This window comes from Paenibacillus sp. FSL H7-0357 (assembly GCF_000758525.1).
GTDB lineage: Bacteria > Bacillota > Bacilli > Paenibacillales > Paenibacillaceae > Paenibacillus_AQ.
Genome location: NZ_CP009241.1, coordinates 1,450,760 through 1,473,066 on the forward strand (window position 1 = coordinate 1,450,760; position 22,307 = coordinate 1,473,066).

Here is a 22,307-nt window from a genome sequence, read left to right on the forward strand (position 1 = left end):
TTTTTGTTATATTCAAGCATCACTATAAAATATACAATTAAAAGGGAGATATTAACAATGAAAAAAGACGCTATTTCTACTGGACTGTTCATCGCTATCGGATTTCTCTGTGTTGCCATTGTAATTGCCATTTTGGTTCCTTTGGTACGTGATGTGGTCTCTAAGGCGGATGATAACAGACCCGATATCCCCGGTGTAACTATGCTTCAACCTGCCCAGCCGGGGCAAATGGCTCTGGGTGATATTTCACTCCATCAAGTGGGTTAAGACGAAATGAAAAAAGACTCCATTTCAGTCGCTATGTTTCTGGCTATCGGTTTTGTGATTGCGGGGATCTTTATTGCGGCAGCAACAGACATCATTGGCGGAAGCCAGGACGATATCATTACACATACCAAGCAAGTGGAGCAGTATTAAAAGGGGGCGTAAAGTTTGAAGGCAACCGTCCTCCGCGCTTTGTTTATGTGGCTTGTCTTGTTCATCATCCTGCAGCCGATCTTTACGTACATCGATTATTTGCTGGATTTGCAGGTCAAAGCCAACACCTCCTATATTACGCAAAAAGCGGCAACAGAAGGCATGGTTACGGCTTCGTTGCGAAGTGAGGTCATTGCGAATCTGAAGGCAGTTGGATTTCCTGAAGCTTCAATTGCAATCACAAGCAGCACGACGAGTGTGCAGGAGCGCAAACAGCGGCTTGATGTGTATGTGACCGCACCTCGGATGAACCTGTTTCCCTATAATTTCTCAGGCATGTCTCAACCGACACGTTATTATGGCCATGGATCGATCATGAGTGAGTATCTTGACTGATTAAGGGATGAATCTAATTTATGGATTATATTATTAAGCTGGCCTTTGTTCTGCTGATTTTTATTTATTCCTGGTTTTTTCAGATCCAGAATCAGGAGTGGGACATGCTGCGCAGTATGCTGAAGGATGCCAACAATATGGCTGTCCACGATGCATCACAGGAACTGAATGAAGCCGCACGGGCACAAGGCCGTCTGATCATCGACCCGGCTGAAGCATACGCCACCTTCCGGCAGTCGCTTCAGATTAATCTGGGCCTGGATGGCGGCCTCTCCCCCCTGGCAGGCAGCAGGCTCCAGACGCAGGTGAGAATTGTAAAGTTCGACATTGTGGATGAATCCACCGGAGTGAATTTTCCGTTCCTTTACGAAGACAGCGCTCATGGCATCGCCAAATACATACAAGGCCCCTCGGTCATCGCTGTTATCGAGACCAAACATCCGGTGCTGGTCACCAGAGCTAAAGTTCAGGAGGCCATTATTGTACCGGCGGTGCAGGAGTATAAGCTGAATGAGTGATTTTGTCAGATACAAGATATCTGCTATATCAGTTGAACTAAAGGACTGGCTAGAGACTAAAGCAGTGGGAGAGTGGAACTGTAAGAGCGATAGCGACCGCCTTTGTCTCCGGATTTCAACCGCAAAAAGCGGTATAAATCAAGAAATCCGGAGACAACAGCGTAATCGGTAAGTAACAAGATCAACGAACAGGCTGAGGAGAAACTAACCAAGTTCAATTAGAGGAGACGGTAATCTTGAAAAAAGATCCTATCTCAACAGGATTGTTTATCGCGATCGTTTTCTGTGAGGGATCGTAATCTTTATCCTTCTTCCCGTCGTTCGTGACGTTATTAATGATGCGGATTATAACAGACCCACAATACCCGCTGCTATGCATTTTGAGATGATAGATTCGTTTGATAGGGAAGGCCATTTGATAGCTTAACTGAATAAGACTATTGATGTCTTATCCAGGTCTCTCACAGGTATGATTATCGATCCTGTTAATGGATGCATTACTAAATATGAATATAAGGGGAAATTCAAAATGAAAAAGACAATGATTAAAGCAGCTTTAGCAGGATCGATGTTGTTTAGTTTGGTGTTGGGGCAGGTTGCGGTTACAAACGCAGCAGCACCAAAACCGGCAGCTACAGCTGCTCCAGTTGTAAGGGACAACCTTTCAAGTTATGGTTTGAAAAAGGATATTGAGTTGCCGGTGACTGTCACGGCCGGGGGTTTTAGTTATACGCTGGAGAAGATCATGATCATGGAAACAAAGTCTGCTGCGGCTCAGGCGTTGATTAAAAAATACGGTTATTGGGTTGATGGGAAATACTTTATCTGGACAAAGATTACCATAGCAAATAAAAGTGGGAATATCGTTGAGCAAAATGCTAATAACCTAAGTGACAAGTGGAGAATATCCTTTGGTGACTCTAGTCATTTAATGTTACCTATAACACCAGTGAATACTCTTGGTATTTCTAATAGCAAAGAGGCTCTTGCGGACTGGGGTTTAAAATCGGGTGAAAAACTTAGTACTTATCAAGGATTCTCTTATGATGGTGAATTAAAATATCTATATATAGGAGCTAAATATAAAAATTTCAGTGAATATAAAGATATCGTTCTTAAGGTGAAGTGAAATGAGGAAAATTATTATTACAATTCTTTGTATTATGATATTATCACCGTTTGCAACATTTACTGCACAGGCTGCTGACACGAAGTCCACATCAATTGCAATTCCAATAACAACTGGGTTGACGGGAGCAGCTAATAGCACGAAGTCTTTCACTCTGGATCTTCCCAGTGGAGTAGCCAGCACCTCTATTAAAACAGGAACCTTGAAATACAATGGAAATAATGCTGTGGTCGGAAATATTTCCGTTGTGAACGGAAAATTACACCTCACGCTAAAGGGGAATGAAAGAACAGAATCATTCCCTGTATATGGGTATGAAGATAGATGGGAGAATAATTTTATTTCTAATGTAGGTAATTCAATTTGGCGTTATTCGGACGGTAAGAGATGGCAAATAAATAATTATATACCTGAAAGTAGAACTCAACACACCTTTAATGTAAATGCTGCTGATTCAGCGGTTCCGTCTAATTTCCCCCCAACAACACCTGTAAAAACTTTCTCTGAGCCTGTAAATCCGAATACAGCAACTTGGTTTAGTGCAAGCGAAGAAAAGGTTTCGTTCAGTAGCGTATTACAGTCAAGTATTCAAATTAAACATTTAGATCTACAGGGTGGCTCAGGTACAATCTCTCCGTTAGGCGATAGATATATTGTAGCTTATACAGTACCGACAGCTTTCATTAAGGAAGAGAAGGTTTCAGATGATTTTGATAAAGGCGCATGGGTAGTAGGACGCTTATATCATCTTAAGTTACCATATTATTTCAAAGGAGAAGTCAAACAAACCACATACAGCTACGCCGGTAACGTTTCCTTTGATTATGCTCTTCAAGAGGGACCATCCCTTACCGGGTTAGTCGTCGTTAACAAACCCGATCCCAATCCGTTCAAATATGCTAATGCGGATGTGCCGGTCAATTTGACTCTAAAAGGGATACTTTCGGGATATGAAAATTCCTCTAACATCGCAGAATGGGTGTTTTATGCGCAGGAAAAAGAAAGCCCCAGTACGTTAGACACCAAGAAAAGTTTTGAGAAAAGTAAAACAAGCAGCCAGGCATTTAGTAAATTTAAGATCCCAAAGATGAAAGTTGAAAACAGTAAAGATAATTATCAGCAGGTTTATGAATTACGGGTTACGGTACGCTTCAGCAAGCCGATTGAAACGAAAGAGGGGAAGATTGATCAGCTCTCCGAAAAGTTAGAGGCTACCGTGGAAGTTTATAAGGGCGAACCCACCGTTAGCTTCCCTCCTAATATCGAAGAACCGCCAACTCCAAAGGGTAGGCCTCCTGTAGCTTCCATTTTTGCTAACCCTATCGTTAAAGCCGGGGATGAACTTGTTGCTAATGGTTCGGGATCTTATGATCCGGATGGAGATATCATCGGTTATTATTTCGCATCAGAGGGAGCCAATTTCGTGTCCTACTCTCAAAAAGGAGATTTGGCCACCCTGTGGTATCCCTCCGAACGAGTGGGGCAAAATTCCATTGGGCTTACGGTAGTGGACAAGGACATGATGATCGACAGTGCGGGTACCTTCGTCCGGGTCATTGAGCCGATTCCGGAGGCGCTCCTGGAGATCGGCGGGACGAAGAAGCAGAATCGCAAGGTGACGCTGATCGACAAGAGTACCAGCCCGAAACATTATCCAATCAAAACCGATAAAACGAAAATCACCATTTCTGCGGTGGCTGGGGCCGGAGGCAGTAATGCAGCAATCAAGTATAGCGGCAGCTTAAATGGTATATATCAAAAAGATGTTCTATTTAGGGAGCCGGGGCTTTATAAGGCTACCATTTATGTAGAGAACACGTTAGGGTATAGCGCAACAAACGAAGTTACCTTTGAAATTGTGCCGGACGATCCTCCGGTCATGTATTTCTCCACACCGGGGAGAGTTTACCGCGATCCGCAAAAGGGGAACAAAGCGATAGTCACTCTGGATGATCTGTCCTATTCCCCTGACGGCGATATCATCAGCCGTAGAGTGTGGGAGTACCGTTTTGATTCAGACAACGATAAGAGTTTTGCTGACGAATCGTGGGTGGTATTCAGCGATGCAAATGAGCACCGGCTAAATTTGGAACTTTCGCATGTGGGCAGATATGAGATCCGGCACACTGCATATGAAAGCTTCAATCAACCGACCATTGATGAATTTGTGACTGCAGCAGATCGGAGACATGCCGATTCATCGGATCAGCATATTGATGAGAAAATTGTGGAGGTAGTGAATCTTGGACCCGAAGGGGATTGGACATGGTAAAACGGATCGTAACTGTACTGCTCTGCTGGTTGATGGTCCTTTCAGTGTTCCCGGAAGCTTTTCCGGGAACAGCTAAAGTGAACGCCCTGGATACAAATATTATCCAATATGCAGATGTAATCATACCCGCATGGAGTGATACTTTATCTTATTCCGACGATGAATACGGAATTATAAGAAACGGTACTTTGATATTAGATGCATCTGAGACCACGATTACAAATATAACGTTTAATAAAATAACTAAAGAATTTAATTATAAAATTCTTCCCGCCCAGTATCGGGCAAGGAGAACAAATATTTCTAGAGATATGTATATAGGAAATAAGGTTCAGTTCGGTATGTATATGGGGATTAGAGATGATCTACCGGATTACCCTTGGTACAATCCAGTGGATGAAATGCATTTTAGAACCAGTCAAGATTATCTCCCGGAAAAAAACCCACCAGAGCAAAATGAACGAGAAGTAGATACGATGGTGGATATTCTACATGATAGTCATGATACTTTCAAAGAATATGAAGCCGAATATCCGGGGGTCCAAAAGCGCATCGTCAATCCACCAAAACAAATGGAAGTTACGGTTATCTTGCAGAATGATGTAGTTGATTACAATCATTCGACAACTTTTAAAATAGATAAAATTATGAATTTTGATCTGGTAGAGAACTCAACCCCTACCTTGTCACTCACAACACCAAGCGGCCAAACGCTGCAAAATGATGCAGGTAAAAGCCTTCTTAATGTGGAGGGCTATGTACAGGATGCGGATAATAATGATGTTACCATTAGTGTAGAAATCCCTAATGTGTTGTACAAGAAAATTATCGTGCCCAAAGCACATAATACCAAAGCATTTTCGATCCCTATTGATGTCCTGGAGGATGCGATACCTCCAGGAGACTACACGGTAATTGTGAAGGCGGTCGATCCCTCGAATGCTTCGGCCTCTGCTTCGATGTCCTTTAAAGTGAGGCAACGGTTAAAGCGTAGTGCATTCGTGCTTATTAATAGCCAAATCCAGAACAGCACATCATACAGCGATTATGAGGGAGATGCCAAATACGCGGAGCGCTTTAAGTACCAGCATAATCCCGATTATTTTGACAACAGTATGGGACTGCTTGCTGATTCCGGAGCCTGGCGGAATTCGCCGTATGATTCCTTTCCATACACTGGTTACTATGTCGTTACCTATCAGCCCAAGGATACACCAACAGCAGATAACCGATTCAGTGAATACCGGATGTGGGGCAGTGACAATTTTACGAAGCTTTCCTTCCAGGTACACCGCAAGCCGATTGCCTTATTCACTGCTAAATTAGTCGGAGGAGCCTTGCAGATCACCGACAGTTCCTATGACTCCGATCATATCTCCAGAGTGGATAAGGGGCTGACGCAGCGGCAGTGGCAATATAAAAAAGGCGACGAAGAGCTATGGAAAGATGGTACTCCTTCAGGGACTTTATCATCTACCGAAAACTATGTTATCCGTCTGCGGGTGAGAGACATTGACGGAGAAAATGCTTTAGGTGTGTGGAGTGACTGGTGCGTACGCACGGTTGGCACAGCGGCGGGGAACCTGCCTCCGGTAGCTCTGTTTACCGTAGAGCCGAGCACCGTTTCCTACCGGAAGGCAACCACGGTCACCGACAAATCCTTTGATCCCGACAATGACCCACTGGATACCTATCAATGGTCCGTCGTGAAAAATGGTTCACAGACGGTATGGTCCTATACCGGTGGAGCCAACACACCGCCGAATATCGCCAGCTATGGAGTAGGAAGTTATCAACTGACCTTAAAAGTACGCGATAACCGCGGATTATGGTCTGAGCCTTACAGCCAGAGCGTGACGGTAATGAATCATCCCCCGATTGCTGACTTCAATATGCCTTCGGAGGTATACCGGGATACCGTTATTGCCCTAGAAAACTTGACTCCAGATCCGGACAAGGATGGTGACAGCTTGTCCTATGTTTGGAAAACAGCTAACCGTGAAGGTCCATATTATGCTGTAGGGACCAATCGAAATCAGACCGTGGTCATGCAAAATCTAATTAACGCGAACAGTCTTTCGCCCAAACAATCCATCTCGGATCGATGGGAGATGAAGCTAACCGCATCTGACGGATCGTTGAGTTCAACAGTTTCCCGGGCGTTCACCGTGCTGAATCATATTCCAACAGCGAAGATTATCGAGAAGGCACAAGTTTATCAGGATGACACACTTACATTCAATTCAGCGGACGTAGACGAAGATAAAGCGGATCAGCACACACTTCGGTATTACTGGAATGTTACGGACAGCAGCGGCCAAATGAAGAGCTATACTACTCCGAATATAGAGGTGAGCTTTCCAGAGACGGGTACCTATCGTTTTGAGCACTGGGCGATTGATCAGATTGGAGCGAAGTCCAATATCGCCACCTTGGAGGTTAGTGTTATTCCAAACCTGCCGCCATCGCTGACACTCACCACTCCGGTAGGAACGGCAGCGAGTCCTTCCGTCATTGATGCGCAGCTGCTGGGAGATCCGCTAGTGAAGTGGACATACAGTGATCCGGAGAACGACGCGCAAGAGAAGTATTTATTAGAGTTTTATGACAAGGATGGATCATTAGTTAAAACCATTCAGAACAATGATCCCACCGGCACGCTGCGGCAGTATCAGATTCCGAACCCGACTTTTGAGCGGTTCGTATACTTTTATCTGTACGGCCGAGCATACTCCAAAGGTTCCTGGTCGGAAATTTCGAATGAGAAAGCCTTCATCATCGACAATCCGCCGCAGCCGGGTTTCACCTTACTGACGGATACGGGACGTAATGCAACTCAAGTGCCGATCTACCGGACGGATATCGTGAACATACAGGATAAGGCCACAGATCCGGATATCGTGAAAGGCGACAGCATTAGTCATAAGTATTATCTGAAGCCGGCAGGCGGAACGGAGAGCTTAGCCAGCGCCCAGGGCAATTTCAGTAAGCAGTTCACCACTAACGGGACCTTTACGCTGCGGCAAGTAGTCACAGACTCCCTGGGGCTGTACCGGGAATTGTCGCAGTCCATCACTGTGGCCAATCGGCTGCCTACGGTTAACATTACGTACCCGACCAGCAGCAGTCAGGCGAGTCCAACGGTAGTCAATACGCTAACGCCGATTATGAAGTGGGAGTACCAGGACGAGGATGGTGATCTGCAGCAGCGGTATAAAGTGCGAATCATTAATCTTACAACCGGGGCTGTGACTGTACAGTCGGGGGAACAGACTACAAGTGCGAAGCAGTGGCAGATCCCGGCAGGAAGCCTGGCGGAAAATCAGAAGTATGCAGTGGAGGTAGAGGCGTTTGATGGCTTCGGCTGGAGTAGCGTTTCCCCACGTAAATATTTTATGGTCAATCTGCTGACGGTGAAGGGCGGAGTGCAGCACACAGGGGAGTGGAACAAGAATAGGCAAGCTTATAATTTAAAAAAGAGCGGGAATGCGGAGAGTCCGCGAGGCTATAACATCTTTTGGGCGGGGGAGAGTTTTGTACTTGAGGCAAAAGCTACGGGTATGCCAGATACGGTTGATGTGACCATGACGGGTGGCTACACGGTTCAACTGAATCCGGTGAACAGTGACAGAACGCTGTGGACTGGCGAACTGTATGATCCCGCTTTTGAAAAGCTGCCGGATTGTCTGGTTGCGTTCACTTTTACCGCTAAAAATGAGTTTAATACCAAAACGGATACTGTGAGAGTAACTATCATGGGGGAATGGACCGAATATTTTCAGAGTCACCGGATAAAATAAAAGCAAAACCGGACGGGCGGAGGGATAATCGTTAGACGATTCCCTCGGCTCGTTCTTCTGTTGCTCTTAACATTCTTGAACCAAGTGAGGCAGTTGAAGCAGCAGATCCTGTTTTCATTCCCTGGGTTATGTAAGCCGTTCTTTGAGTTCTGCGCATATAGTAGGACAGTTTGCCGCTGTAAATTTTATGAGCGCACAGCGATGAGGCGAAATCTTCAGGCGTCACGAAGCAAGAGGGCTTATCTACAGGCTGAAACGTAATCTCTTCAAACAAGGAGGCGACAAAATGGGAACAAAAATAAGCGTCCTCCCTGTCTATTTTTATGTTCAGCAGGACTCCAATCAGGCCCAGGAGATGGTATTTATAGCGCTCTTGATGCTGCATCATGCCCTGCACATGGTTGTACATCGTCTCGTATTCCGTATTGCTGACTCTGAGCTGATAGATTGCGCAATTCGCACTGCTGTAAAAGGGGTCGATAAAGTTCTCGTGAATGAGCCCCGCAACAAACGGGTTGTACATTTTTTTTCTTCCAAAGCTGTATACCTCGCGCAATTCACTGTCAAAGGCGATCGAAGCATGATTCAGCTCAGCTTTCGTGAACCATTTGATTAATCCGCTGAAGGCGGTACCCGTCCCGGTAAGCACAATATAGATATCTCTATTTGCGGTCATGTTCGAAATTCCTTTCTTCTGGAAGTATTATATCATCCGGTTAAACCGTTAATTGAAGTATCTTCATCTTACTGTATAATCCAGCTTTGTAAAACAAACTTTAGTCTTAACTCAAAACTGGACCAAAGGCTAAGTTGACATAAGTTAAACTTCACCTTAAACGCTTATAAAATTGCTCCCGCCAGTTAGCACAGCATTTATTTAACGGAAGAGCCGCTAGGGGTTCATGCTTCAAGATGCAAGTTTTATTTGATGTAGGTGAAATCAGGTATAGGATGTTTGGGAGATACAAAATATAAGCTGTTGAAACCTAGAGTTTACAAAAACAATTGGAATTGCTTCCACATTAGTGATACAATAATAGTCAAAATGACATTCTTGATTTAGAGGAGGATTATTGTAATGACAGAACAGGCAAAAGAACAAGCGATCCACAAAGAAGAAAATTCAACGGTGGATAACCTGGCCATCACAACCATCCGTACTTTGGCAATCGATGCAATTGAAAAAGCCAATTCCGGACATCCAGGAATGCCGATGGGTTCAGCCCCAATGGGCTACCAGCTGTTCGCGAAAACAATGAACCACAACCCGGATCACCCGACTTGGGTAAACCGTGACCGTTTTGTACTGTCTGCAGGACACGGCTCCATGCTGCTATACAGCTTGCTGCACCTCAGCGGATATGATCTGCCAATGGAAGAATTGAAGCAGTTCCGTCAATGGGGCAGCTTGACACCAGGCCATCCGGAATTCGGACACACTGCCGGTGTTGACGCTACTACGGGTCCGCTTGGACAAGGTATCGGTATGGCGGTAGGTATGGCTATGGCTGAAGCTCAGCTTGGCGCTACTTATAATAAAGATGAACATAATGTAATTGACCACTATACGTATGCAATCTGTGGCGACGGTGATTTGATGGAAGGGATTTCTTCCGAATCCGCATCGCTTGCAGGACATCTCAAGCTGGGCAAATTGATTGTAATGTATGATTCAAATGATATCTCCCTTGACGGCAAGCTGAATCTTGCGTTCTCCGAAAATGTAGCTAAACGTTTTGAAGCGTATGGCTGGCAGGTTCTGCGTGTAGAAGACGGCAACGATCTTCCGGCGCTGGGTAAAGCACTTGCCGAAGCGCAAGCGGACAGCAGTAAACCGACACTGATTGAAGTCAAGACTGTTATCGGCTACGGAAGCCCGAACAAACAGGGTAAAGGCGGCCATGGCGGTACTCACGGTTCCCCGCTAGGTGCAGACGAAGCGAAACTTACAAAAGACTTCTACAAATGGGTATATGAAGAAGATTTCTATGTACCTGACGAAGTGCGCGCCCGTTTTGCTGAAGTGAAGGAAAATGGCATCGCGGCTAACAAAGCTTGGGATGAAAAATTTGCTGCCTACAAAAAGGCTTACCCTGAGCTTGCAGCACAGTTCGAAACTGCAATCAGCGGCGAGCTGCCTGAAGGCTGGGATGCCAAGCTTCCATTCTTCAAAGCAGAAGACAAAGCGGTATCCACCCGCGTAGCTTCCGGGAATGCACTGAACGCCCTTGCTGCCGGTGTTCCTCAATTGGTGGGCGGTTCCGCTGACCTTGAGAGCTCGACAATGACACATTTGAATGGTCTGACACAGTTTACTTCCGATTCCTATGACGGCCGCAACATCTACTTCGGCGTACGCGAGTTCGGTATGGCTGCAGCGATGAACGGAATTGCCCTGCACAGCGGTCTCAAAGTATTCGGCGGTACCTTCTTCGTATTCACCGATTACCTGCGTCCTGCGGTTCGTCTGGCTTCGATCATGAAGCTGCCGGTAACCTATGTGCTGACACATGACAGTATCGCTGTCGGCGAAGACGGCCCTACCCATGAGCCGATTGAACAACTGGCTTCCCTGCGCATTATTCCAGGTCTTACTGTGATTCGTCCGGCGGATGCCAACGAAACTTCCGCGGCTTGGGCCTACGCAGTGGAGAACACCTCGAATCCGGTAGCGCTGGTGCTTACCCGCCAGAACCTGCCAATCCTGCCTGGTACAGTTGAAGGAGTGCGCGATAATATCAAACGCGGCGGATATGTTGTCTCCGACTCCAAGAATGGCACACCGCAAGCACAAATCATTGCTACCGGTTCTGAAGTGCAGCTGGCTGTAAAAGCACAAGCAGCGCTTGCTGAAGAAGGTATTGATGTACGTGTTATCAGCTTGCCGAGCTGGGACCTGTTCGAGAAACAGGATAAAGCCTACCGTGATTCCGTCATTCTGCCTGAAGTAAAAGCTCGTCTGGCGATCGAAATGGCGCAAACCTTCGGCTGGGAACGTTACACAGGTGACCAAGGCGACATTCTGGGCATCACAACCTTCGGAGCTTCTGCACCTGGCGATACTGTAATTAAAGAATATGGCTTCACTGTGGAAAATGTAGTCAGCCGCGTAAAAGCCCTGCTATAATATACGCATTAAGGACAAGGGGGAAATGAGCACATGAGTCAGTTCACCAACGCGACAATTCAAAAAGCAGCCAATATTTATTACGATGGAAAAGTTACCAGCCGTACAGTCATTTTGGAGGACGGAACTAAGGTGACACTCGGCATTATGCTCCCTGGTGTGTATGAATTCGGCACGGATGGTCCCGAGACCATGGAAATTTTGTCCGGTGATCTAAAAGTGCTGCTTCCCGGCACAGAGGTGTGGAAGGAAATTAAAGGAGCGGAGACGTTCCACGTTCCCGGAAACTCCAAGTTTGCACTGGAAGTATTCGGCTTAACTGATTATTGCTGTTCTTACCCGATTCTGTAACAATAAGTGTTTCAACCTGGAAGTCCCGCGTTTATGGCGGGGCTTCTTTTTTTGTCTTCACTGGAAAAATGATAGGGACCCTCATGCCGCTTTTGCCATATTGGATCGTTCAAGGGATGATTTATGCTGTTACATTGGAGCTGATCCGCTCGTACTCAAAAAATGCGTCTTGACTGTCAGGGTCCCCGATTACTCCGGTCTGGACGAATCCCATTTTCTTATAGAAGTGATGATTTCTGACGGCCCAGGAAGGGGTGTCAAGTGACCATCTCCTTGCGCTTGGGTAGCTGGCAAAGAGGAAATGAAATGCTTCCTGTCCGAATCCGTGATTCTGCTGGAGGGGGTCAATAAAGATCCGGAGGAGAAGGAATTCGTCTTCCCCTGAAGCAGGGAACACGATCATTCCGCCGATAATAACGCCGTCAGCAAGAAGCTTATAATAATGGCCTTTCTTCATCATTTCTGCCTGCCAAGCAATGGAATCATAACCTGGCGGTCCGTCTTCCGCTTTATTCCGATACTTCCGTGCATCTTCGTCAAACGTTTCTTTCTGTATTTCAGCTAATACCGGAGCATCCGAAGGGTCAGCGGGATGAATGTTCAGCATGGGGTTCCTCCTTGAAATGATATGTACTTAATTTCACAATCAATATTCGTCAATGGACAGGCAGAATCCTGCATGGATGCTCTTTACAATAGGTTAATAACGGCTTCACAGAGAGCGGTGCGACAACCCCGGTTATACAGCAAAAATAGACGCAGCCTTTACTTCCGGCTGCGTCTGAAAATTCAGCTAAATTAAATTTCTACTCCTGGCTAGCGCCAGCGCCAATCTTCTGGCCGATCCACTCTTCATAACATTTGACGACAGCAGAGAGATCTTCATCACCGTACCCTTGGGTATATCCGGCTTGGAACATACTTTTGGCAAGGCCGAGCATTGGTGAAGGCACACCTGTGGAATCGCTGAGCGAGGAGGCGAGCTTCAGGTCCTTCAGCATTAGTGCGAGTGAGAATTGGTTGCTGAAGTCATTTTCGATAATTTTGCGGCCTTTGAGCTCTGCCTGCTTGCTGCCGGCTGAACCGTTCTGGACGAGCTCAAGGAATTTGTCCGCAGGAACGCCTGACTTCACGGCGATAGAGAAGCCTTCAGCGAGGGCGACATTATGAATCCCGACCATAGCATTATGAGCAAGCTTGGCAACGGCTCCGCTGCCGTTGTCACCCATGTGCAGCAGCAGTCTGCCCATAGAGTCGAAAATATCGCGGTGTTCTTCGATCACCTCTGCGCTGCCGCCAACCATAAATACCAGCGTACCTTCGACAGCCGCTGGTTTGCTGCCGGTGACAGGCGCATCGAGGAATTTTCCGCCGCGTTCTTCCACCGCTGCTGCGATTTCCCGCACCAGTCCGGGTGAGATCGTACTGGAATCGATGATAACGGCTCCCGGTTTAAGAGCCTCCAGGATGCCGCCCTGACCGTAGAATACTTCCCGGATCGAATCATCATTGCTGATCATGGTCATAATAATATCCTTACCCTCTGCCGCGTCCTGCGGTGTAGATGCACTCAACGCGCCTTCTGCAACGAGAGGCTCGCATTTAGCGGCTGTACGGTTATATACCGTAACCTGAAAACCGCCGCGCAGAAGGTTGGAAGCCATGGGGGCTCCCATTGTACCGAGTCCAATAAAGCCGATCTGTTTCATTCCATTTCCACCTTCGCTCTTTGAGATTACTATAGAAATTGAACCTGTAGTTCCCGGCTCAGATTCTTTAGCCATGTTTTTCTACATTCTATCACGGCACCCGGGCTTGTTCCACAGGAGAGGCTACCATGATTACACGGCAAACGCTTCCATGAAACTTCCAAAAACATGGTTCTAAAGCCGGGGATGTGCCTTAAGACCTTGCCAGTCAAGGCGATTTAAAGTATCCTAATTATAAAGTTGTAACAAACGGTGTCAAATCTAAAGAGATAAACAGGAGGTTACCATTACCGATGTCCAAGAAGATTAATTTTGACTACACCAAAGCTCTTTCCTTCTTCAGCCAGCAAGAGATCGATTATTTTGCTGCTCCCGTGAAATTGGCTCATGAACAGCTTCACAACAAGAGTGGCGCAGGTTCCGACTACCTTGGCTGGATTGATCTGCCTACAGCCTATGACAAGGAAGAGTTCGCACGTATTCAACAAGCTGCCAAGAAAATTCAAAATGATTCCGATGTACTCATCGTTATCGGTATCGGCGGTTCGTATCTGGGCGCACGTGCTGCCATTGAAGCACTTTCGCATTCCTTCTACAATAACCTTTCGAAGGACCAACGCAAGACGCCGGAAGTTTATTTTGCCGGTAACAATATCAGCTCTACATACATCACGCACCTGCTTGATCTTGTAGAAGGCAAAGACTTCTCCGTGAACGTCATTTCCAAATCCGGAACAACCACTGAACCGGCTATTGCCTTCCGCATTTTCCGCGCAGCGCTGGAGAAGAAATACGGCAAGGAAGAAGCACGCAAACGCATCTACGCTACTACTGATAAGGAGAAAGGCGCGCTCAAGAAGCTGGCGAATGAAGAAGGCTATGAGTCGTTTATTATTCCTGATGATGTAGGCGGCCGTTATTCCGTGCTGACGCCGGTAGGCTTGCTGCCAATCGCCGTAGCAGGAATCAACATCGAAGAAATGATGCAAGGGGCCGCAGCCGCAGCAGATGAGTTCAACAACCCTGACGTGGCTACTAACCAGAGCTATCAATATGCTGCAGTACGTAACGCTCTATACCGCAAAGGCAAAACAACGGAAATTCTCGTAAACTACGAGCCGTCCCTGCATTTTGTATCGGAGTGGTGGAAACAGCTTTACGGCGAAAGCGAAGGCAAGGATTTCAAAGGAATCTATCCTTCTTCTGTAGACTTCTCCACAGATTTGCACTCGATGGGCCAATTCATTCAGGAGGGTAACCGCAACATCTTTGAAACAGTTATCCAAGTGGAGAAGGTGGAGCATCATGTAACGATCGAGAACGATCCGGATGATCTGGACGGTCTGAACTTCCTGACCGGCAAGACAATGGATTTCGTTAACAAGAAGGCTTTCCAGGGAACCATGCTGGCGCACACGGACGGACAAGTGCCGAACCTGATCGTTACCATCCCTGATCAAACGCCATATACTTTCGGTTATCTGGTGTATTTCTTTGAAAAAGCCTGCGGTATCAGCGGATATCTGCTGGGTGTTAACCCGTTCGATCAACCGGGCGTAGAAGCATACAAGAAAAATATGTTCGCGCTGCTGGGCAAACCGGGTTACGAGAAAGAAAAGGCTGAGCTCGAAGCCAGACTTACTGAGTAGTACCACTGCCTAACACAGAACATTCATACTAAGTAATCATCAGGGAGCAGTCCATAGGTAATCCATACCGGGGCTGCTCCTAAACTATATCAAGTTATCATACGTAGGTAAGGACTGGAATAAGGATGCTGGAACAATATCGGACGGTGCGTTCTCCCGGTTTCCGGGAAGTCGTAATCCGTAAATCACGCTTCATCGGCCATGTAATGCCGGTGGAGAATGAAGAAGAAGCGGTGCAATTTATCGAGAATATCAAGAAGCAGCATTGGAATGCTACACATAATTGCTCTGCTTATACGATTGGTGAGAGGGACGAGATTCAGAGGCAATCGGATGACGGGGAACCGAGTGGAACGGCCGGTAAACCGATTTTGGAGGTAATCCGCAACCAAGGTGTTAAAAATGTCGCAATTGTTGTTACCCGTTATTTTGGAGGCATCATGCTGGGAGCAGGAGGACTTATCCGGGCGTATACGGATGGGGCAGTGCTGGCACTCGAAGCTGGAGAAGTGATCACCCGTGTGCTGAGGCGGGAAGTATTCGTGGAAATCGAGTACACCTGGCTGGGCAAGGTCGAAAATGAGCTGAGAAATAAAGGCATTAAGACCGGAGAAACTTCGTTCACAGATAAAGTCAAGCTGCTGTGTCTCCCGCGAAATGATGAAGGCGACGCATTTAAGGCATGGATAACAGATCTTACCGAGGGGCAATCCCTGGTAACTGAAGGGCGGCGGCTTTACTACAGCGAAGGGGAATAAGATATGGCAAGAAGAGCAGTGGAGAGAGAGTTGTCGAGGGAAAGAATATTGGAGGCGGCAAGGCATCTGTTTATCACCAAAGGATACCGGGCGATTTCCATGCGCAGCATCGGTCAGCATTTGGGGTATAGCCACGGCTCTCTTTATTATCATTTCAAGGAAAAGGCGGAGTTGTTCTACGCCATTGTAGTAGAGGATTTCAATCATGTGGCAATACTGCTTAATGAAGCAATGAACAAACCGCCTGAACCGGGAATGACCCGGGTGGAACAGCTTATTATGGAGTTTATCCGCTTCGGACTGGATCATCCTTACCAATATGAGATTATGTTCATGATCCGGGATGAAGAGCTGCTTGCTTATTGTCGAGCGGAACAGGGACGATGTTTTGAGTTATTCTCAAGTATTGTACGCAGCCATATGAAGGAAGAGGGTTATGTTTCGGAGGATTGGCAGAGCGTACCATTAACCTTGTTTTTATCCGCTCACGGATTCATTTCTTATTACATTCAGGATAAAGTTTCTTTCGATGATGTCAAAGAGGCCGCATTGACACATGTCAAAGTACTAAGCCGCAGTTTGTAAAAATACCGTTTTTCTAGCCCTTCACACTTTAGAACGTTGCATTGGTATAACTTTGCATGGCGAAAGTATTATAGAGGCTATGCATTGTATAGAAAGCGGATCCCCGAAACTGGCGGAGCCGCTTTTTCTATACAATAATAGCTATAACTTTCGGGTCTGCCTACCCCTCGACAATTTTCAGATAACACTGCCGCCGTCTCGGTCCGTCCAACTCGCAGAAGTAGATGCCCTGCCAGCGTCCAAGCAGTAGCGCGCCTTCGTGGATAATAATGCTCTGTGAGGGACCGGCCGTAATTGATTTCAGATGAGCGGCGGTATTTCCTTCCGCATGACGGTAGTTGGGATGCTCCCAGGGAAAAACTTCGTCAAGTCTCATCAGCACATCATGCTTCACGTCGGGATCGGCATTTTCGTTGATCGCAATTCCTGCGGTGGTATGCGGACAATACACGACGATAATCCCGTTCTGTACACCGCTCTTTTTAACATAGGAAATAACTTCGCGGGTAATATCCCGCAATTCGTCCCGCTTGCTGGTTGTGATCTCCATGGTATGAAGCATTAGTAAGTATCTCCTTTCGGTGCTGCAGAAGTTGGAATGATAATATATTTTACCCCAAAAGTCTGCGAAAGTAATTGACGATACCAGAGGCATTTGGTAAAGTAGTGATAATATTAAACCAAGTATATTAATAGGAATAATTATGGGTATAAAGGCAAGTAAACCGACCGGTAAGCCGGAGGTGGGGGGACTTATAACTTGAATTCGCTGCTTAGACACAAGGGTTGGACTTGGGGATTTCGCTCAACTATACTGTTGTATTTCGTAATTCTTATCGTTTTGCCTATACTGGGCGTCTATTACAATTCATTTTCGCTAGGGTTCGGCAGTTTTGCTGAAGCCATAAGCGACCCAATTGCCTGGAAGTCAGTCTTCTTGACCTTAAAACTGGCCGTTATTGCCACGGTTATTAATGTTGTACTCGGCACGATGATTGCCTGGGTCCTTATACGTTATCAATTCCCCGGCAAGTCATTGCTGAACAGTCTTGTTGATCTGCCTTTTGCCCTGCCAACAGCAGTAGGTGGACTGATGATTCTCCTGCTGCTGGGTCCAGGCAGCCTGATTGGCGGGCTCGCGGAGGCGCTGGGCTTTGAAATTGTGTTTCATCAGCCGGCGATTGTAATCGCAATGGTTTTTGTAACATTTCCCTTCGTAATCCGCGCGGTTCAGCCGCTGCTGGAGGAGCTTGACCCTTCCGAGGAAGAAGCGGCTTATACGATGGGAGCCAAGAGTAGCCGCGTATTCAGGCAGGTGATTCTGCCCTCTATGGCACCGGGGATGATCAGCGGCGGGATGCTGGCCTTCTCGCGTGCGCTCGCAGAGTTCGGAGCGGTTGTATTGGTAGCAGGCAATATTCCGGGCCGTACACTCGTCTCTTCCGTTTTTATTTTCGGGGAAGTGGAGAGTGATAATCCGGTGGGGGCTGCTGCGGTTTCCATCATTCTGCTGACGTTGTCCTTTCTTATTCTCTGGATGATCAATCTGCTGCAGATGCGGGGGAGACGGTCATGAGAAAATTATGGATTGGACTAACTTATCTAGTATTTTTCCTGCTGATTGCTGCACCGCTGGGCAAAATGGCAATGGGGGCTTTCAGTGAAGGCTTCGGCGGTTTCTGGGCCGCCCTGAGCAGACCGGAGGCGCTGCATGCGCTGATGATGACCGGGTTTGTCGTAGTTGTCGTTACGCTGCTGAACACGCTGTTTGGCATTATGATGGCTCTTTATCTGGTGCGGGCAAACTGGCTGGGGAAACGGGTAAAAGGGCTGCTAAACAGCATTGTAGATTTGCCCTATGCGGTATCTCCGGTTATCGGCGGGCTGATGATTGTGCTGCTGCTGGGCCCGGACAGCGCTTTGGGGTCAATCTTTGAACAAATCGGACTGAAGATTGTGTACGCTTTTCCCGGGATGGTCATTGCTACGCTCTTTGTAACCTTCCCTTTAATGGTGCGTGAAGTGATGCCGGTGCTCCAGGAGATCGGTTCACAGCAGGAAGAGGCGGCTTCAACGCTTGGAGCCTATGGCTGGACAACATTCTGGAAGGTGACCTGGCCGTCGATCCGCTGGGCGGTAATCTATGGTGTAATTCTAACGGTTGCGCGCTCGCTTGGTGAATTTGGTGCGGTGCTTGTCGTTTCCGGCAACATCATGAACAAGACCCAGACCGCGACCACCCTGGTCTACCAGGATGTCGAGAATTTCAATGTAACGGCTGCGGGCGGGATAGCGCTGGTGCTGGCCGCATTTTCCGCGGGTCTGCTGCTGCTGATGGAATGGAGCAAGAGAAGAAAGGGAGTGCATTAGGTATGCATGTCGAGGTTCGGGGTCTGAATAAACATTTTGGAGATTTTCATGCCGTCAAGGACGTTGATTTCGGGATTACCAAAGGTCATCTGATCGGGCTGCTCGGGCCCAGCGGAGGCGGCAAAACCTCGATTCTGCGCATGCTGGCAGGACTGGAGACGCCAGACAGCGGTGAAATCATTTTTCACGGCCGGGCGGTGAACAATCTTCCGCCGCAGGAGCGGGAAATCGGCTTTGTTTTCCAGAACTATGCACTGTTCAAGCACATGACCGTTTATGAGAATATTGCTTTTGGTCTTAAGGTGAAAAAAGTTAACAAAAATACGATCCAGAACCGTGTTATGGAACTGGTGGAGCTCACAGGACTGAAGGGGTTCGAGAAACGGTATCCACATCAGCTCTCCGGCGGCCAGCGCCAGCGGGTGGCTTTTGCCCGGGCGCTTGCGCCTGAGCCGCAGCTGCTGCTGCTGGATGAGCCGTTCGCGGCAATTGACGCGAAGATCCGCCAGGAACTGCGTTCCTGGCTGCGCGAGCTGATTGAGCGTGTCGGGATCACCTCCATCTTCGTTACACATGACCAGGACGAAGCGATAGAAGTGGCTGATGAGATCATGATCATCAACCAGGGCCGCCTGGAGCAGAAAGGCACGCCTTGGGATATTTATAAGGAGCCGAAGACGCCGTTTGTGGCGACCTTTATCGGCGAGTCCACACTGATCGAAAGCGCCTCCGAGCTGAAGGGCTTTAAGAATGCGGGCGGCGGCAAGCCGACCAAAGCCTTGATCCGCCCCGAGTATATCGAAGTGGGCCATCTGAATGAATTTAAAATGGCTTCGGCCACGGAGCAGGGTGTCGTGAAGCATCTGCATTTCCGCGGCAGCGAATGGCTGGTAGAGGTGGAAGTGAACGGCCACAAGCTGGTGACCTACCGTTCACTGGAGAAGGAAACCTTGCAGCCGGGCCAGGAGATCGCTGTGCTTGTCCACCGCGCCTATTTATTTAATGATGAGCGGAGCTGGATTCAGGAGAACGGGCTGAAGGAAGACCCAATGCCTGTATTCATTTAATCACTCACTAGATTTCATATCGTTAACCGTCCGCAGCAGGACGGTGCAGTTTTTAATAAATACAAACAGGGTTTAACAATCTGTTGTCAAAGCGGCAAGAGGCGAGTTGAAGCTGGAGCAAGCGATAGCGGACTTTAGAAGAGGTACTATATAAAGCGGATAGGGCTGAGAAGCAACGGAGGAGAATTTTGGAACTGTAGGAGCGACAGCGTTCGGAAGTCCAAATATTCACCGCAGTTGTGAGCGAGCCTTTGAGCAGTGCTTGAAGTACAGCTTATATCCGCTGTTTGTTGCACGATAGGCGAATTCTCCCGAGCCAAGCGTCAACACGGATTTTTCAAACCCAACACCCCGAAGGATGTGGAGCCGGTATGAGGCTTTTCAAAAGGAGCAGACAACTGCACGGATGGCTAGCTGCCTTAATGCTGGTATTGCTCGCGCTGGCCCTTGCCGGCTGCGCGAAGGAACAGGACACCGCAGCGGAGGAAACTCCCCAGCAAGGAGACCTGACGCTTGTGGTCGGTGCCTATAGTGTGGCTAAAGACGCGATGGGCGATATTCTGCCGTTGTTCGCAGCGAAGTGGAAGGCGGAGACCGGCCAGACTATCACCTTTCAGGAATCCTATGAGGCTTCGGGGACCCAAGCCCGGGCAATTGCCGGCGGGTTCGAAGCCGATGTGACGCTGCTGGCCATGGAAGGCGATGTCGACAAGCTGGTGAAGGCAGGGCTGGTAGAGAAAACTTGGAAGGAGCGGGGAGAAGCCGGGATGGTGACCCGCTCGGTTGTCGCTCTAGGGACACGCGAAGGCAACCCGAAGGGAATTCACGACTTTGCTGATTTGGCGAAGCCCGGCGTTAAGGTGTTGTATCCCAATCCAAAGACCTCTGGCGGAGCACAGTGGGATATCAACGCCATCTATGGGGCGGGTCTCAAGCTGTCTGAGGCGCAAGAAGGGGTGAAAGACCCTGCTGCCGCCAAAGCTTTTTTGGAGAGCATACACGCGAACGTAGAATCTCTGGACAAAAGCGGGCGGGCTTCGATGGCTGCCTTTGAATACGGCGTGGGCGATGTTATCGTCACCTATGAGAATGAGCTGCTGGCGCGGATTGCCCAGGGTGTAAATTATGAGGTTATTATTCCACAGAATACGATCCTGATCGAGAATCCTGCGGCGGTCGTGGACAAATACGCGGATGAGCATGGAACCCGCGAGGCGGCGGAGGCGCTGGTGGACTTCCTGACAACCCGGGAGGCCCAGGAGGTCTTCGCCGAATACGGCTTCCGTCCGGTGAATGAGCAGGTGTATGCGGAGAATGCGGACCATTATCCTGTCCCGGCTGGGCTTTTTGATATTCAGTATCTTGGCGGCTGGGATGAAGTGCGCAGCACACTCTACGCCAAACGTGGAGTCTGGTATCAGGTACTGGCCGGAATATAACCCATATGGATAGGATTGCGCTGCCTAAGCTGCAGCAAATAAGACCGTACCTCAACGCAGAGGGCGGTCTTTGCTCTGTTTTTATATGTAATCTTTAAGCCTATACTTGTCAGCCTACAACTTCTCCAACGCTCCCCGCAGTTTATGCTTCAATTCTTCCAATGCCTCATGACTCGGTCTGACACTTTCGGAATACATCGTCTCTCTAGGTGTCCACCAAACTGGATGAGTAGGATTCGGTTCTGTTAATCTTCTAGGGAAGATATGCCAGTGTATATGTGAATCACCGTTGCCAAGCAGTTCATAGTTCAGCTTATCCGGTTCAAAAGCTATGTTGACCGCCTCAGCGACTTTACTCATTTCCATAAGAAACTTCTGCTTGAAGCCGCTGTCCAGTTCGTGAAGCTCCCGTTTATGTTCCTTGCAGAGAAAAAGAGTGTAGCCTTCAAAATACTGATGGTCGCCAATGACCACATAGCCGGTTTCGAGCTCAGCTACGAAGTAGGGATTGGTGTCTTCTTTAATCATGTCAATCCGTCTGCAGATCAAACAGTCTTCCATGAAAATAACCTCCTGTATGCGTTCTTGAAATCCACATTTTACATTAACAGCTACCCCCTTTCACCGCTGTGCTAAATATGCTTGTTGCATGGAGAGCTTTAATAATAATGAGATGAAGAGGGAGATGTACTATAATGGGGGTTACTTAAACTTCCGCAC

The 22,307-nt window shown here is 47.8% G+C and carries 21 protein-coding genes; 16 read left to right on the forward strand and 5 right to left on the reverse strand.

Features of this window, described 5'->3' with window-relative positions; genetic code table 11:
* The first annotated feature begins 57 nt into the window (after nucleotides 1-57).
* From H70357_RS06445 to H70357_RS06475, 7 genes are all read left to right on the forward strand, one after another.
* The gene (locus H70357_RS06445) at nucleotides 58-267 is read left to right on the forward strand and encodes a hypothetical protein (RefSeq protein ID WP_038587086.1); all 210 of its coding nucleotides are present in this window, start codon (nucleotides 58-60) and stop codon (nucleotides 265-267) included.
* 6 nt (nucleotides 268-273) lie between these two features.
* Nucleotides 274-417, forward strand: coding sequence for a hypothetical protein (locus H70357_RS35710; RefSeq protein WP_156130821.1), 144 nt, complete (start codon nucleotides 274-276; stop codon nucleotides 415-417).
* Nucleotides 418-432: 15 nt separating this feature from the next.
* Nucleotides 433-813: a hypothetical protein gene (locus H70357_RS06450; protein ID WP_038587089.1), complete on the forward strand. Its 381-nt coding sequence runs from the start codon at nucleotides 433-435 to the stop codon at nucleotides 811-813.
* Between the two features lie 20 nt (nucleotides 814-833).
* Nucleotides 834-1,331, forward strand: coding sequence for a hypothetical protein (locus H70357_RS06455; protein ID WP_038587090.1), 498 nt, complete (start codon nucleotides 834-836; stop codon nucleotides 1,329-1,331).
* Between the two features lie 529 nt (nucleotides 1,332-1,860).
* On the forward strand, nucleotides 1,861-2,460 hold the full coding sequence (locus H70357_RS06465; protein WP_038587094.1) for a hypothetical protein: 600 nt from the start codon (nucleotides 1,861-1,863) through the stop codon (nucleotides 2,458-2,460).
* Nucleotide 2,461: 1 nt separating this feature from the next.
* Complete coding sequence (locus tag H70357_RS06470) at nucleotides 2,462-4,732, forward strand: hypothetical protein (protein WP_038587097.1); 2,271 nt, start codon at nucleotides 2,462-2,464, stop codon at nucleotides 4,730-4,732.
* A complete protein-coding gene (locus H70357_RS06475; protein WP_038587100.1) occupies nucleotides 4,726-8,532 on the forward strand; it encodes a glycoside hydrolase family 78 protein in 3,807 nt (1,268 codons plus the stop codon). The genes H70357_RS06470 and H70357_RS06475 overlap by 7 nt, the downstream gene beginning before the upstream one ends.
* Before the next feature lie 31 nt (nucleotides 8,533-8,563).
* On the opposite strand, the gene H70357_RS06480 is transcribed toward H70357_RS06475, so the two are convergent.
* Nucleotides 8,564-9,208, reverse strand: coding sequence for a hypothetical protein (locus H70357_RS06480; protein WP_179091761.1), 645 nt, complete (start codon nucleotides 9,206-9,208; stop codon nucleotides 8,564-8,566).
* A gap of 402 nt (nucleotides 9,209-9,610) precedes the next feature.
* Between H70357_RS06480 and tkt the strand changes: the two genes are divergently transcribed.
* Together tkt and ppnP are read left to right on the forward strand one after the other, a co-directional pair.
* On the forward strand, nucleotides 9,611-11,659 hold the full coding sequence (gene tkt, locus H70357_RS06485) for a transketolase (RefSeq protein WP_038587103.1): 2,049 nt from the start codon (nucleotides 9,611-9,613) through the stop codon (nucleotides 11,657-11,659).
* Nucleotides 11,660-11,692: 33 nt separating this feature from the next.
* Nucleotides 11,693-12,010, forward strand: coding sequence for a pyrimidine/purine nucleoside phosphorylase (gene ppnP / locus H70357_RS06490; RefSeq protein WP_038587105.1), 318 nt, complete (start codon nucleotides 11,693-11,695; stop codon nucleotides 12,008-12,010).
* A 121-nt stretch (nucleotides 12,011-12,131) separates the two neighbouring features.
* On the opposite strand, the gene H70357_RS06495 is transcribed toward ppnP, so the two are convergent.
* The gene (locus H70357_RS06495; RefSeq protein WP_038587108.1) at nucleotides 12,132-12,617 is read right to left on the reverse strand and encodes a GNAT family N-acetyltransferase; all 486 of its coding nucleotides are present in this window, start codon (nucleotides 12,615-12,617) and stop codon (nucleotides 12,132-12,134) included.
* A 199-nt stretch (nucleotides 12,618-12,816) separates the two neighbouring features.
* Nucleotides 12,817-13,719 carry an NAD(P)-dependent oxidoreductase gene (locus H70357_RS06500; protein WP_038587110.1) on the reverse strand — a complete coding sequence of 301 codons (903 nt, stop codon included), beginning with the start codon at nucleotides 13,717-13,719 and terminating at the stop codon, nucleotides 12,817-12,819.
* A 293-nt stretch (nucleotides 13,720-14,012) separates the two neighbouring features.
* Here H70357_RS06500 and H70357_RS06505 point away from each other — a divergent pair, with 293 nt between their 5' ends.
* The 3 genes from H70357_RS06505 to H70357_RS06515 all read left to right on the forward strand — a co-directional run bounded on the left by H70357_RS06505 (nucleotide 14,013) and on the right by H70357_RS06515 (nucleotide 16,711).
* On the forward strand, nucleotides 14,013-15,368 hold the full coding sequence (locus H70357_RS06505) for a glucose-6-phosphate isomerase (protein ID WP_038587113.1): 1,356 nt from the start codon (nucleotides 14,013-14,015) through the stop codon (nucleotides 15,366-15,368).
* A gap of 125 nt (nucleotides 15,369-15,493) precedes the next feature.
* Entirely contained in the window at nucleotides 15,494-16,126 is a 633-nt protein-coding gene (locus H70357_RS06510; RefSeq protein ID WP_038587115.1) for a YigZ family protein, read from the forward strand.
* 3 nt (nucleotides 16,127-16,129) lie between these two features.
* A complete protein-coding gene (locus H70357_RS06515) occupies nucleotides 16,130-16,711 on the forward strand; it encodes a TetR/AcrR family transcriptional regulator (protein ID WP_038587118.1) in 582 nt (193 codons plus the stop codon).
* 160 nt (nucleotides 16,712-16,871) lie between these two features.
* On the opposite strand, the gene H70357_RS06520 is transcribed toward H70357_RS06515, so the two are convergent.
* Complete coding sequence (locus H70357_RS06520; protein WP_038587121.1) at nucleotides 16,872-17,273, reverse strand: secondary thiamine-phosphate synthase enzyme YjbQ; 402 nt, start codon at nucleotides 17,271-17,273, stop codon at nucleotides 16,872-16,874.
* Between the two features lie 198 nt (nucleotides 17,274-17,471).
* On the opposite strand from H70357_RS06520, the gene cysT reads away from it, so the two are divergent.
* From cysT to H70357_RS06540, 4 genes are all read left to right on the forward strand, one after another.
* A complete protein-coding gene (gene cysT, locus H70357_RS06525; protein ID WP_038587124.1) occupies nucleotides 17,472-18,287 on the forward strand; it encodes a sulfate ABC transporter permease subunit CysT in 816 nt (271 codons plus the stop codon).
* Nucleotides 18,284-19,081: a sulfate ABC transporter permease subunit gene (locus H70357_RS06530; protein ID WP_038587126.1), complete on the forward strand. Its 798-nt coding sequence runs from the start codon at nucleotides 18,284-18,286 to the stop codon at nucleotides 19,079-19,081. The genes cysT and H70357_RS06530 overlap by 4 nt, the downstream gene beginning before the upstream one ends.
* 2 nt (nucleotides 19,082-19,083) lie before the next feature.
* Nucleotides 19,084-20,148, forward strand: a complete 1,065-nt coding sequence (locus H70357_RS06535; protein ID WP_038587129.1) for a sulfate/molybdate ABC transporter ATP-binding protein — start codon at nucleotides 19,084-19,086, stop codon at nucleotides 20,146-20,148.
* A gap of 371 nt (nucleotides 20,149-20,519) precedes the next feature.
* Nucleotides 20,520-21,587 (forward strand): sulfate ABC transporter substrate-binding protein, encoded by a 1,068-nt coding sequence (locus tag H70357_RS06540; RefSeq protein WP_038587132.1) that lies wholly within the window; start codon nucleotides 20,520-20,522, stop codon nucleotides 21,585-21,587.
* A 114-nt stretch (nucleotides 21,588-21,701) separates the two neighbouring features.
* Here the strand turns inward: H70357_RS06540 and H70357_RS06545 are convergent, their stop codons facing one another.
* The gene (locus tag H70357_RS06545; protein ID WP_038587134.1) at nucleotides 21,702-22,148 is read right to left on the reverse strand and encodes an HIT family protein; all 447 of its coding nucleotides are present in this window, start codon (nucleotides 22,146-22,148) and stop codon (nucleotides 21,702-21,704) included.
* Between the last annotated feature and the right edge of the window lie 159 nt (nucleotides 22,149-22,307).